At 58.4% G+C, this 13,575-nt stretch carries 9 protein-coding genes; 3 read left to right on the top strand and 6 right to left on the bottom strand.

Annotation, left to right across the window (positions count from 1 at the left end; genetic code table 11):
• Positions 1-331: 331 nt before the first annotated feature.
• Entirely contained in the window at positions 332-1,486 is a 1,155-nt protein-coding gene (locus tag AC1DWM_RS00390; protein WP_477794401.1) for a MalY/PatB family protein, read from the top strand.
• A 133-nt stretch (positions 1,487-1,619) separates the two neighbouring features.
• Here the strand turns inward: AC1DWM_RS00390 and AC1DWM_RS00385 are convergent, their stop codons facing one another.
• Positions 1,620-3,542 (bottom strand): hybrid sensor histidine kinase/response regulator, encoded by a 1,923-nt coding sequence (locus tag AC1DWM_RS00385; protein WP_477794400.1) that lies wholly within the window; start codon positions 3,540-3,542, stop codon positions 1,620-1,622.
• 147 nt (positions 3,543-3,689) lie between these two features.
• Here AC1DWM_RS00385 and AC1DWM_RS00380 point away from each other — a divergent pair, with 147 nt between their 5' ends.
• Positions 3,690-4,442, top strand: coding sequence for a DJ-1/PfpI family protein (locus AC1DWM_RS00380; RefSeq protein ID WP_477794399.1), 753 nt, complete (start codon positions 3,690-3,692; stop codon positions 4,440-4,442).
• On the opposite strand, the gene AC1DWM_RS00375 is transcribed toward AC1DWM_RS00380, so the two are convergent.
• The 3 genes from AC1DWM_RS00375 to AC1DWM_RS00365 all read right to left on the bottom strand — a co-directional run bounded on the left by AC1DWM_RS00375 (position 4,423) and on the right by AC1DWM_RS00365 (position 9,394).
• A complete protein-coding gene (locus AC1DWM_RS00375) occupies positions 4,423-5,322 on the bottom strand; it encodes a zeta toxin family protein (protein WP_477794398.1) in 900 nt (299 codons plus the stop codon). The genes AC1DWM_RS00380 and AC1DWM_RS00375 overlap by 20 nt on opposite strands.
• Positions 5,323-5,450: 128 nt before the next feature.
• Entirely contained in the window at positions 5,451-7,730 is a 2,280-nt protein-coding gene (locus AC1DWM_RS00370; protein ID WP_477794397.1) for an ATP-dependent DNA helicase, read from the bottom strand.
• Positions 7,727-9,394, bottom strand: coding sequence for a VRR-NUC domain-containing protein (locus AC1DWM_RS00365; RefSeq protein WP_477794396.1), 1,668 nt, complete (start codon positions 9,392-9,394; stop codon positions 7,727-7,729). Before AC1DWM_RS00365 ends, AC1DWM_RS00370 begins: the two co-directional genes overlap by 4 nt.
• A 171-nt stretch (positions 9,395-9,565) precedes the next feature.
• Here AC1DWM_RS00365 and AC1DWM_RS00360 point away from each other — a divergent pair, with 171 nt between their 5' ends.
• Positions 9,566-9,790, top strand: coding sequence for a YgdI/YgdR family lipoprotein (locus tag AC1DWM_RS00360; RefSeq protein ID WP_223512425.1), 225 nt, complete (start codon positions 9,566-9,568; stop codon positions 9,788-9,790).
• Between the two features lie 133 nt (positions 9,791-9,923).
• Here the strand turns inward: AC1DWM_RS00360 and AC1DWM_RS00355 are convergent, their stop codons facing one another.
• Together AC1DWM_RS00355 and AC1DWM_RS00350 are read right to left on the bottom strand one after the other, a co-directional pair.
• Positions 9,924-11,777: a polyurethane esterase gene (locus AC1DWM_RS00355; protein ID WP_223512429.1), complete on the bottom strand. Its 1,854-nt coding sequence runs from the start codon at positions 11,775-11,777 to the stop codon at positions 9,924-9,926.
• 96 nt (positions 11,778-11,873) lie between these two features.
• Complete coding sequence (locus tag AC1DWM_RS00350; protein WP_477794395.1) at positions 11,874-13,562, bottom strand: polyurethane esterase; 1,689 nt, start codon at positions 13,560-13,562, stop codon at positions 11,874-11,876.
• Positions 13,563-13,575: the final 13 nt, after the last annotated feature.

Here is a 13,575-nt window from a genome sequence, read left to right as displayed (position 1 = left end):
GCCGGACTTTCTAAGCAATCACGCTGGCGGCAGACGGGCTGCCGACACTTGAAACTTTAGTCAACGCAGCTGCGTCCTGTGTGAAAACCGACCGTCGGACGTTTGCGCGTATCTGCATCAATCAGCACGGTCATTGTAAGAGCTGGCTTGCCAGCGAAGAAGGAATGTCAGGCAACATAGATGTTGAATGTCAAACCGCTTTCGCTGGCAAGCCAGCTCCTACAGGGGTATGTGATTCAAACCATTCGCCGCCATCGCCAACAGGCTCGCTCCCACAGGGATTGGCGATTATCATGGCCGGCATCAACCACCCGCTGTTACGAGACCGCGCATGACTTTCGATTTTGATCAGGTGTTCGACCGCCATAACACCGGTAGCACCAAATGGAGCCGCTACCCGGCCGAGGTGCTCCCGATGTGGGTGGCCGACATGGATTTTGCCGCGCCGCCGATGATCATCCAGGCCCTGCAAAAACGCCTGGAACACCCGATGGTCGGCTACAGCGTGGCCCCGGATGACTTGCGTGACGCCATCGTCACCGACCTCTGGAACAAATACGCCTGGCGCGTCGAACCGCAAGAGCTGATCTTTTTGCCGGGAGTCGAGTCGGGCTTCAACATGGCGCTCAAGGCGCTGGTCCAGCCGCAACAGAACGTGGTGGTGCAGGTGCCCAACTATCCGCCGCTGCGCCACGCGCCGGGTCATTGGGGGCTGAACAAGGTCGAGCTGAATTTCGATGAGCAGGCTGACGGCACCTACACCACCCCGCTCGCCAGCCTCAGCCAGTCGCTGCAAGGTGGTGGCGCGCTGCTGCTGAGCAATCCGCACAACCCGCTGGGCAAAGCCTTCCCGAGAGACGAACTGCAAGCGATTGCCGACATCTGCCTGGAACAGGGCGCCTGGATCATCTCGGACGAAATCCACGCCGAGTTGTGCTTCGACGGGCGCAAGCATATACCGATGGCAACGCTCAGCCCGGAAATCGCCCGGCACACGATCACGCTGATGTCGGCGAGCAAGGCCTACAACATCGCCGGCCTGAAAACTTCGTTCATGATTATTCAGGACCGCGCCTTGCGCGAGAAGGTCAACCACGCCCGTTGCGGCATGGTCGACAGCGTCAACCCACTGGGCCTGTTAGCCACCCGCGTCGCCTACAGCGAAGCCGGGCCATGGCTGGCGGAACTGAGCGCCTACCTGCAAAGCAACCGCGATTACCTGGTCGACGCCGTCCGCACCCGCCTGCCGGGCGTCACCATGAACGTCCCGCAAAGCACCTACCTGGCGTGGCTCGATTGCTCGGCGCTGGGGCTGGACAACCCACAGCAGTTCTTCTTGGAAGAAGCCAAAGTCGGTTTGAGCCCTGGCCTGGATTTCAGCGATGACACCCGACAATTCGTGCGCCTGAATTTCGGCTGCCCGCGCGCGTTGCTTGAAGAAGGCATTGCGCGGATGGAGCGCAGCTTGCGTAATCGCAAGGTCTGACAAACACAACCAATCGCCCCTGTAGGAGCGACGGTAATCTCGCTGCTTGACTCGATCCGTAGCAGCTGGCGGAGCCTGCTGCTACAAATGCGTATTCGAGTAACTGACCGGCATTGTGGCAATTCAAAGGCAATCACTTCATAGCCTGGGCAATGACATCTACCAGATTGAGTTGGGTATATGGTTTGGACAAGCGCGGGAGCATGGTCGCGAAACCTTCCAGGCGTTCGGCGTAACCGGTGGCCAGGATGATCGGCAGGTCGGGTTTCTTCAGCCGGATGGCCTGTGCCAATTGCGCGCCATTCATGTGCGGCATGGCCATGTCGGTGATCACCAGGTCGATGTGCTGCTCGCTCTCGAACAGTTCAAGCGCTTTCGCACCGGATATCGCAGCGATTACCCGGTGACCCAGATCCTCCAGCAACAGCCCGGTACTGGTTAACACCAGGCTGTCGTCGTCCACCACCAGCACACACAGCTGCGCCACCGGCGCTGATTGTTCTTCTTCGATGACGGGCCTGATGTCTGACGCAGGAGTGGCGACAGGGATCCACAGTTCAGCGGTGGTGCCTATGTCCTTGCGGCTCTTGAGAATTAACCGCCCACCCAGTTGTTCGATAAAACCATGCACCATCGACAGCCCCAGGCCCGTGCCTTTACCCACCCCTTTGGTGGTGAAAAACGGATCCATCGCCGACGCGAGCGTTTCCTCATTCATCCCTTCGCCCGTATCGGTAACGCTCAGGCAAACATAAGCGCCTTCCTTCAGGGATAACGCTGTTTGATCGCCCGGCTCCGCTTTCTTGGCTGTGATGACGATTTCACCACCGTCGGGCATGGCATCCCGGGCATTGGTGACGAGGTTCAAAACGGCCAGTTCGAGCTGGTTGACGTCAGCCATGACCGGCTCAAGTTCTGCGCAAAAGTGCGTTTCGAGGACTACTGAAGGCCCGAGGGAACTGCGTAACAACCCACTGATACCTTCTATCAGTGCGGGTATTTCCACGGATTCGAATTTGAGTTCCTGACGTCTGGCAAAGGCCAGCATGCGCTGAGTCAGGGATACACCGCGCAAGGCGCCTTGGCGGGCATTGTCGACCAGACGGGTCAGTTTCGGATCATCCCCTATCCGTTTGCGCACGATTTCCAGATTGCCGAGGATGACCGTCAACAGGTTGTTGAAGTCGTGGGCGATCCCGCCGCTGAGTTGGCCGATGGCCTGCATTTTTTGCGCCTGGAACAACGCCTCGCGAGTTCGCTCAAGGTCTTGCTGGGCCAGGGTCGCCTCGGTGATGTCACGGGTAATCTTGGCAAAACCCAGCAACGTGCCGGTGTCGCCCCAGATCGGGTCCACCACGACGTGAGCAAAAAACCGTGTACCGTCCTTGCGCACGCGCCACGCCTTGTTTTCGAATCGCCCCTCCCGTATGGCCGTCTCCAATGCCCGTTGCGGTTCGCCGGCTTCACGGTCTTCAGGGGTGTAAAACATTGAAAAATGCTGGCCGATGACTTCTTCGGGCCGATAACCCTTGATGCGTTGGGCGCCCTGATTCCAGTTGGTCAGGCGTCCATCCGGGGAAAGCATATAGATGGCATAGTCCGTGACGCTTTGAACCAGCAACCGGAACTGCTGTTCGCTTTGCTTGAGGGTTTCCTCGCCCATTTTGCGGTCGGTGAGGTCGCGGGTGATTTTGGCAAATCCCAGCAGCTTGCCGGTCGGGTCCAGAATCGGGTCAATCACCACGTGCGACCAAAAACGCGTGCCGTCCTTGCGCACCCGCCAGCCTTCGCCTTCAAAACGACCTTCATTAATCGCCGTGTCCAGCGCGCGCTGGGGTAAACCGGCACGTCGATCCTCTTCGGTATAGAACCGCGAGAAGTGCTGGCCGAGAATCTCCGCTTCCTCGTAGCCTTTGAATCGCCGGGCGCCAGAGTTCCAGCTGGTGATGATGCCGTCGGGATCGATCATGTAGATCGCATAATCCACCACAGCATCAATCAGCAGGCGAAAGCGCATCTCCTCGATGGAATTGGTTTTGGACGGCACATCACTCATCGATTACACCCGCGACTATCGTTTTGATGGAGTATGCGGCAAACCGTGGGTTTGGAAAGCCGCAGCACGCTTGTTCAGTGGAGTGCAGGCAGCAGAACACCTATGCTCGACGCCAAACGCCATCTTGGGCGGATATAAGGCGCCACCATGATCCTGATTCTGTTACCAACCTGCGACTACGACCCGACCGAGAGCAGCGTGCCCTGGCAAGCGATGCGCAGGGCCGGGTTCGAGGTGTGTTTTGCCACACCACAAGGTTTGCCTGCCTACGCCGACTCGCGCCTGGTGGATATCGGTTTTGGTCCGCTCAACCCTTTGCTGATGACACGCAAGCCCGACCTCGCCAGTTATAGGCAGATGATCGAAGACGCGTCATTTCGTAAACCACTGTCCTATGACGATGTCGACCCGAGCAAATTCGACGGTCTATTGATTCCTGGTGGCCATGCCAAGGGCATGCGCACACTGCTGGAATCCGCTCAGGCACAACGGATTGCCTTGCACTTTTTCACCGCAGACAAGCCGGTGGCCGCGGTGTGTCACGGTGTTCTGTTACTGGCCCGTACCGTGAATCCCGATACCGGGTTTTCTATATTGCGGGGTCGCAAGGTCACCGCGCTGGTGGCCAACACCATGGAATTACCTGCCTGGGCAATGACCGCGCCCTTGCTTGGGCGCTACTACCGAACCTACCCGCAGACCGTCGAGGCGGAAGTCACCAGCGCCCTTTCCAGCCCCGCAGATTTCCTGCGGGGCCGATTTCTCGCCGTACGTGATTCAGCGGACCAGCCACAACGAGGCTTTGTCGTGCGTGATGGCCAGTTATTGACCGCTCGCTGGCCGGGAGACTGTCATCGCTTCGCCGCCGAATGGGTACGACTTATCGGTTCACGTATTTGACGATGTAGGCATGCAGGTCGTTGTAGACGAAGTCAGGCACCAGCGTAGCTTGTGCCTGGGTTTTGAGTAACGCCAAGTGGCATGTCTTTACCATCTCGTCGCGTTCCCTCAGGGTGTAGACGTGGTTATTGATAATGCTGGCATAGGTACTGCAAACGGTCGGTGCCGTTGGAGGGGTTATCTCAGTTGCGTCTTTTGTATAAGTCTTCTGGAAACGCGAAACCCGCTCTTTCAACCCGCCGAGCCCGCGTTCATAGACCGTGATCTGTGAGCCGCTGACCGCTTTCGAGGCGGTTTCAAAGGCCAGGATAATCGCCTGCGCGTTACTCATGCTGGCATCCAGCGCCGATAAGGTGACGAACCTTTCGAGTTGTTGTTTTTTCAGGCTGCTGAGGGCTCTTCTGATGCTCGATACGTGAGCGAACGCTTGATTGCAGCCAACGATATGCGTCTCGAACTGATAACCGGCTGCGGTTGCCAGGGGAGGAAAGGCGGCGAAATCGAGGCTGTCGAACGCACACTCCATGATGATGTTGTATTTGAGAGTGAAGGCTTCGGTGAAGATCTTGGCGCTGACCTCGCGGACAAAGGCTTCTGTCTGCTCATAGGCATGCAGTACGCCGAGCTTGATCATCTCGGCGTACTGGGGGTGTTTTTGTCGGTACTCGGGCAAGTAAAGACGGACAAAACACTGATAACGCGTGGAAGGTAGAAGGCTGTTTTCCAATAGATAGGTTTTGCCTGAGCCTTGCAGCCCGGCAACGATCAGTATTTTGGGGGTTGCCTGGGCAGTGATGCCGCGGAACAACGTCGCTTTGATTTCATTGAATGCGGCAGTGACCTGCTCCGGGGTGTAAGCGTAGTTTGGTGCAACTGACATACCCTGATTTCCTTATCAAAGAATCGCTTGAAAGTGATTGCCTGCCCTTTGAATAAAGCGGTGATTCGCTGTTTGTTCAAATCGGCGTGTCTTTCAAGATATGTCACTGTTTTTTAAAGTAAAAAATCCTACTCGATAGCGCGAAAATGCGTCGGTTCAACCGACCACCAACGTGGCAATAACTGTTTAACCTTGCTGTCGCCAAACCGGTCGTCGATGAGCATCACCACCCCCTGATCCTGCTGGGTACGGATCACGCGCCCGGCGGCCTGCACCACTTTTTGCACCCCTGGAAACAGATAGGTGTAGTCATAACCGGCACCGAAAATGGCAGCCATGCGGTGTTTCAACTGTTCGTTGACCGGATTGAGTTGCGCAAGACCCAGCGTGGCGATGAACGCACCGATCAACCGTGCGCCAGGCAAATCGATGCCTTCACCAAAGGCGCCGCCCAACACCGCAAAGCCGACGCCTTGGCTGTGCGCGGTGAACTGGTCGAGAAAGTCCTGACGCTGCGCCTCCCCCATTCCCCGGGACTGCGACCACAGCGTGATGTGCGGGTGACGCTCGGCCAGCAACTGCGCCACTTGCTGCAAATAATCGAAGCTGCTGAAAAATGCCAGATAGTTACCGGGGCGTTCGCCAAATTGCCGGGCGATCAGCTCGACAATCGGCTCAAGCGACGCCTGCCGGTGGACGAAGCGTGTCGAGATCTGGCTGACGATGTGTACTTGTAGCTGATCAGCATGAAACGGCGACTCGACATCAATCCACACCGTATTCGCGGGGGTGCCCAGCAGGTCGGCGTAGTAATGCCGCGGGCTCAGCGTCGCGGAAAAAAGTACAGTGCTGCGCGCAGCGGTCAGGCGCGGGCGGATGAAACCGGCCGGCACCACATTGCGCAGGCACAACTGTGACAGTTGGCGCGGGCGGTCGAGGTCGCGTTTGCTGATGTCGAACAGGAACTGTTCATCGAAGAGTTCGGCCACTCGACAAAATTGCAGCATCTCGAAGTAGAAACTTTGCAGCGAGCTGTCCAGACCCTGCGGGTGATCGTTGAGATAGTCACCGATGCTCGCACTACACGAAAACAAGGCTTGAAGCAGTTTTTCCGGCGGTCTGTCGTACGCCTGATACGCGCCGGATTGCGGGTTATGCAGGGCATTCCATTCCCGATTGACCCGCTGCAAGGATTTTTTCAGCGGCTCAGGCGCGGTTTTGCGTACGCCGTTGAGGGTCGACTGATCGAGACTGGCGCTGTACATCTGCCGGCCGCGTTCCACCAGGTTGTGGGCCTCATCGACGAGTACCGCGACCGCCCAGTTATTGGCTTGAGCGAGCCCGAACAGCAGCGCACTGAAATCGAAGTAATAGTTGTAGTCCGCGACCACCACGTCGGCCCAACGGGCCATTTCCTGGCTCAGGTAATAGGGGCAAACCTCGTGCGCCAGTGCCACCTCGCGCAAAGTGCTCTGATTCAACAGGCTCAGTTCGCTGGCGGCCTGACGAGCGGCGGGCAACCGATCATAGAAACCCCGTGCCAACGGGCAGGATTCGCCGTGGCAGGCTTTGTCTGGATGCTCGCAGGCCTTGTCCCGGGCGATCATCTCCAACACCCGAAGTGGCGGCGCATCGGCGCTTTGCAGGATCACCTGTGCAGCGTCCAGCGCGAGTTTGCGCCCCGGCGTTTTGGCGGTGAGGAAAAACACCTTGTCCAGTTGCTGCGGCGCCAGGGCCTTGAGCATCGGGAACAGCGTACCCACGGTTTTGCCGATGCCGGTCGGTGCTTGCGCCATCAGGCAGCGCCCGGTGCTGACGGCTTTGAACACGGATTCGGCCAGATGCCGTTGCCCCGGACGAAACCCGGCATGGGGAAAGGCCAATTGCTGCGCCGATTGATTGCGCGCCTCACGATGGGCCATTTCCTGTTCAGCCCAGTGCAGAAACAGCGTGCAATGATGTTCGAAGAACGGTTGCAGTTGCTCAGCGCTGAACGCCTCGACCAGACAGGTTTCCTTTTCGCTGACGATGTCGAAATACACCAGCGCCAGGTTGATCTGCGCCAGCTCCAGTTTCCGGCACATCAACCAGCCGTAGATCTTCGCCTGCGCCCAGTGCAACTGCCGGTGGTTGGGCGGTTGTTTGCTCAAGTCACCGCGATAGGTTTTGACTTCTTCCAGGCAGTTTTGCCCGGGGTCATAGCCATCCGCCCTGCCCTTCACGCTCAAGGTTTTATATGTGCCTTCCAGGGCGACTTCACTTTGATAACCGTCGCTGCGCCGGGACGCCACCGTGCGGTGCCCGACGATGCCTTCCAGCGCCGTCGGTGACGGGGTAAAACGCAGGTCCAGGTCGCCGACCTTTGCGGTGAATTCACACAGTGCCCGTACCGCAATGCTGTAGCTCAAGCGGTCTGCTCCGCCCATTGCACGTAACAGACGGCAATGGGCATCTGATGCTCATGACAGAACTCAAGCCAGCGCAATTGGTTGTCTTGTAGCCGGTCGCCGGGGCCTTTGACTTCGATCATGCGGTAGGTCTTGTGCTGCAGCCAGAACTGGATCAGGTCCGGCATCCCGGCGCGGTTGGCCTTGATGTCCAGCAACAGGCGGTTGAACCAGTGCTTGAGGTGTTCCGCCGGCAGGCAAGCGAGTGCCTGATCCAGCAACGTTTCGTTCAGTACGCCCCAAAACACGAAGGGCGACTGCACGCCCCACTTGGCGGCATAACGCTCGCGAATCGTCTGCCGGTAACGACCGTCATCGAGCTCCGCAAGGCACGCCTCGAACAGTTCGGCACGACGCGCGCAGAAGTCTTCATGCAACAGGTCGACCGGACCGCGCTGGAACGGGTGAAAAAACGCCCCCGGCAGCGGCGCAAAAATGGCCGGCCAGCACAACAACCCGAACAGTGAGTTGATCAGGCTGTTCTCGACGTAATGCACCGGTGCCTGTTCTTCCGCCAGGTGTGCCTGCACGTAATTTTCCACCGACAACGCCAGATCGGTTCTGGGCAGATGAAGGTCCAGGCGCTGCATAGGCCGCGGGGCTGCCCGCTTGAGCGCCGGACCGCCGAGTTTGCGCCGCAGTCTGGGCAGCACGCGCAGCAAATGTTGATGCTCGGCGGCGCTTTCCGGCGATTGCCGGGCCTGCGTTGCCAAATCCAGGGCGAGCTGATAGTCACCACAGCGCTCCAGCACGCGAATCAGCCGCACGCGTGCGCCGGGATAGGCGCAGTCGCGGTATATCGTCAGTGCGCTGGCGAAATCGGCGATGCGCTCGCAGTGTTGACCGATCTGAAAAAGCAACTTGCCGCGACGACGTTGCAGCCACGGATTGCCGAGTGTCAGACCATTGATTTGCTCGACGATGGATGCCAGCGGCTCGCCCGCCTCGAAATGCTGCTGGCATTGGTGCAGGAACAGGCACGCGTCGACGTCCTCACGGCTGCGCAAGCCCCGGGATTCGGCGCTGAATTCGACTTTTTCATAGGTAAAAATGCCGAGGTCGGCCAGTACAAACTCCGACCAGTCCTGATACAGGTTGCCGAAGAACATCAGCCGAAACCGGTCACACAGGTCCATGACGGTCAGGGTGAACAGCCGGTCATTCAGTGCCGGGCACCATTGGGCAAAACTGTGTGCCTCGGGAAACTGTTCACTCAGCCGGGGGAGCCAATCACTTTTCTTGCCCTTTGGCTGATCAATGACAGCGCCGAAGCGCTGAACAATCTCGGGTTTGAGCAGCACATCGAACAGCTCCTCGATGTGCAAAGGCGATACTTCATCGATCCAGCCTGCCGCCAGCAACGGCTCGGCCGCGCTGGCGATGGGACCGATCTCGACGTAATTCAGTTTGCCGGCCCTGAAATGCACGCCCTTGCGCATCACCATTCTGACCAGCAGCGCCCGTGACTCCCTTGGTAGCCGAGAGAAATCACGGATGAAGGCTTGTTCTTCTACACTTAATAGATCGGCATATCGATGTTCAAGCCAGTCAAGCACTTGCATGAAGTTGTTAAGGTAATAGAACGGATCGTCGAGGGGATTTGCAGTCACAGGGAAAAGCGCCATGGCAAGCGAGTACTGGTTATGCGTACAGATAACAGTTACCCGCGGTGCGATGCAAACGGAAAAGGATAAGCGGCGGCGATATTCGGTCATTTTCAGGTGGGCATCGAACTCTATGTCGATCGATGGCATCAACCGCAATAGAGGTATTTTTCAGCATTGTGAGAGGTGGATATGAACATCAAAACCCTGGGTTTGCCGCTGGCCACGGCAACCTTGTTAGCCTTGACCGGCTGCTCGACGCCGACGGTCGTGACCCTGCAAAACGGCACCCAGTATTTGACCAAGGACATGCCGGATACCAAGAACAAGGACGGCTTCTATGAGTTCGAGGATATTTCAGGCAAGACGGTGAGGGTCAATGCCAAGGACGTGGCCACGATTCGCCCGGAAGAGTGAAGACCGAGTTATCGTTCATCGTCGAAACGCCGCCCGGAGCCGGCTCGCTCCCACAGTGAATCTCTGGTGTTCACAAGATCCATGTGGGAGCGAGCCTGCTCGCGAAGGGGCCCTTACCGGCGCCACTCAACCATCAGGCAATCACAATCCCTGAGCCCGACAAACTGTCCAGCCCCACCCCCACCAACGTCACCGAATCCCCGCCAAACGTCAGCACCGTGTCCTGACCCACCGCCGCGGCATGCGCCCGAACATCATCATTGGGCACCACCCCCTGAACCCCAACAAATACCAGTTTGTCGTTCGCCTGATAACCCACGACCCGGTCCTGACCAAACGCACCACTGAACAGGAACGTATCGACCCCGCCTCCTGACTCCAGCAGGTCATTCCCTGTCCCGCCAACAAAAACATCGTTACCACTGCCGCCGATCAGATGGTCATTACCGTCCAGACCAAACAGCCAGTCGCCGGTCGCCTGCGCCTTGAGCGTATCGGCCCCGGTGCCGCCCTTCACCGATGAGGCATACGCGGTCAGGTTGTTGCCGGCCACAAGACCATTGGCCGTCACACTGTGCGTCACGTCATCTTTGAACAACCCCCACAGGAACCCCGGCTCCTTGCTGACGAGGCTGCCAATGTCACGGGTGATGCTGATACCGCCACCTGCATCGCGCAGATACAACGTGCCAGCACCATCATTGGCAAATTCCACGGATTTCACCGACTGCTGCAACTCCAGCACATTGTTGCCCTTGCCGCCGAGCAGGATGTTGTAGCCGCCACCGTCGCGGAAGGTGTCGTTACCGTCGCGCCCCTCCAGATAGTCGTTGCCTTTACCGCCCTGGATCAGGTCGTTGGCGTCGCTGCCGATGATGAACGTACTGCCCTTGTGGGTTTCAGCATTGCGATTGAGGTCCTGAACCCAAGTGTTGGCACGCGCCGGGTCGGACAGATTGGCAACGATGATCGTCGAGTCCTTGCTGGTGAGGTCGTAGAACTTCGATTCGATGACCCGGTTCATGCCATCGCCGTAAGCAGTGGGCAAATGCGAGATCCAGGTCGGGATGTTGAGGATGGAATACGGCAACACATTCCACGCCGTCGACGCGTAGTGATCGTTGAAGCTGACGATGTTATCGGTCGCCGACGCTTTGGCGGCATCGTGCACGCCCACCGACGACAGGTTGAACGATGAACCGTCAAGCGCGCGAAATACCGGATCGTTTTCATAGCCGACGTTGAGCACTTTGTCGGTGCCGCTTTGGGTCGGCGATGCGTAGGCGATGTAGCTGGAATCCTGGAAGAACCCGCCCCACTTGCCCGTGCTCAAGTCAGCCATGCTGTTGACCGCCAAGCCGCCGAGGCTATGGCCACTGACCAGGACGTTTTGGCCCGACAGGCCATTGGCCTGGGCAAACGTCGCAACATCGGCGAGCAGATTGCTGAAGGCTTCGCCGACGTAGTTTTTCGCATAATCCTTGGGTCCGAGTGCCGCAAGCAAATCGTTGATCACATCGCCAATGGAGTCGCTGATCAGGGTTTCCCTTGGGCCGCTGGTGCCGCGAAAGGCGATGCCGATTTCGGTGAGGTGTCCCTGGGCATCGTACTTGCCGAGGATCTCGACTTGCGCCGTGGTGTAACCGGCCTTCTCACCAAAGAAGGTTCCGCGCGCATCGACCTTGCCGTCATAGCCCAATTGCGAGGCGGTGATCGGTGTCCAACCGGCTTTTTGCACCGCATCCAGTGCCGCTTTTTCCGAATCGGGGTTCCAGGGTATGCCGGGGATGACGCCCTGGGAGTCGGTGCCGCCCAGCAGCGCGGTGACCAATGTCGCGGGCAAGCCCAGGCCAAAGCCGTTGTGCTGATAGCCGGTAGCAAAGCCGTTATCGAGGTTGTGATAGGAATACAGCGTGATTGCCATGGCGTCGGTGAACAACGCCTTGGAGTCTGCTGCGCCGAAGTTTTTGTAGTCGTACACACCCATTGGTATTGCCTCTCTTTTGTTGGAATTGTCAGAGATGGCTCACAACCGGGACGCCTCACTCACGAAGCGCCCCGGAGCCTTTAGTGCAAGCTGCCTTTACGCAAACGTGATGCCTGAAGCCGACAGGTTATCCAGCCCGACGCCGACCAGCGTTACCGCAAAGTCACCAACCTTGAGCACGGTGTCATGGCCCGCCTGCGAAACATGCTGCGTGTAGTCATAACCCTGCCCCGCGCCTTGAACGCCCACGAACACCAGTTTGTCGCTACCCTGGTAGCCGTTGATCGCATCGAAGCCGAAGGCGCCGCTGAACAGGAACGTGTTCTGGCCACCGACGGTGTGCATCGCGTCATTGCCTGTGCCACCGACGAAGGTCACGTGGCTTTTGTCGCTGCGCAACAAGTCGTCGCCGGCATTGCCGAACAACCAGTCCCCGTCAACGCTGGCCGCCAGTGAGTTGCCGTAGGCGTCACCGTTGAGCGAATGGTTGTAGTGAGTCAGCTCGGTGCCGTTGAGCAAACCATTGGCGGTGACGTTGTACGTCACGTCCTGGGTGCTCCACCACGAACCGGACTCCTTGCCGACCAGTGCGCCGATGTCGCGGGTCATGCTGATGCCGCCGTAGGCATCGCGCACATACAGGGTGCCGTCGCCATCGTTGGCTACGCTGAAGTTCTGTAGCGTCTTTTGCAATTCGAGGGTATTGCTGCCCTTGCCGCCCAGCAGGATGTTGTAGCCGCCGTCATCGCGGAACCGGTCGTTGCCGTCACGGCCTTCGATGAAGTCATTGCCGGCGCCACCCTTGAGCAAATCGTTGCTGTCGGTACCGATGATGAACGTGCTGCCGGTATGCAGCTCACCGCTGCGACCAAGGTCCTCGACCCAGGTCTTACCCCGGGCCGATTCCGTCAGGTTGGAAACGATCAGCGTCGAGTCCTTGCTGGTCAGGTCGTAGAAGCTCGAGTCGATCACCCGGTTCAAACCGTCGGCGTACCCCAGCGAACCGTGTGCCGACCAGTTCAGCGGGTTCAGAATACTGAACGGCACCAGATTTTGCGCGGTGGACGCGTACTGGTCATTGAAGTTGACGATGTTGTTGGTCGCCGACTCTTGATGACCGTCGTGCTTGCCCAGCGAACCGCTGCTGAACGTGGTGCCGTCGAGTACGCGAAAGACCGGATCGTTCTCGTAACCGATGTTCAGCACGTTGTTGCCGGTGGCACTTTGGGTCGGCGAGGCGAAGGCCACGTAGTTGGCATCCTTGAAGAATCCGCCCCAGTTGTTACCGCTCAGCTCGGCGAGGCTGTTGACCCCCAGCCCGCCAAGACTGTGACCGCTGACCAGCACATCCTTGGCCGTGATGCCATGGGCGATGGCAAACGCGGCAACGTCCTTGAGCAAAGTGTCGAACGCATTTTTCGTGTAGTTCTTCGCATAATCCACCGGTCCGATGGCGGCCAGCAGGTTGTTTTTCATGTCACCAAAGGTGTCGCCATACCCAAGGCCGCCGGTGCCGCGAAAGGCTATGCCGATCCCGATCAGCTTGCCTGCCGCGTCGTATTTGCCAAGCACTTCGGCCTCGGCACTGGTGAAACCGTCCTTCTCGCCATAAAAGGTGCCCTGTGTGCCGACCTTGCCTTGATAACCCAATGCCGTCGCTTGTATCGGTGCCCACGCGGTCGCGGGCAGTGGCTGGCCCGTCGGCGTGTACGCATACAGCGTCAACGCGATGGCATCGCTGTACAGCGCCTTGCCATCTGCCTGCTTGTAATCAAAAAGTCCCATGTTGTCGCTTCCT

The sequence above is a fragment of the Pseudomonas sp. P4_C8 genome, from assembly GCF_056401975.1.
Note: the sequence above shows the minus strand (reverse complement) of the source record. Positions and strands in the feature narration are given on the sequence as shown.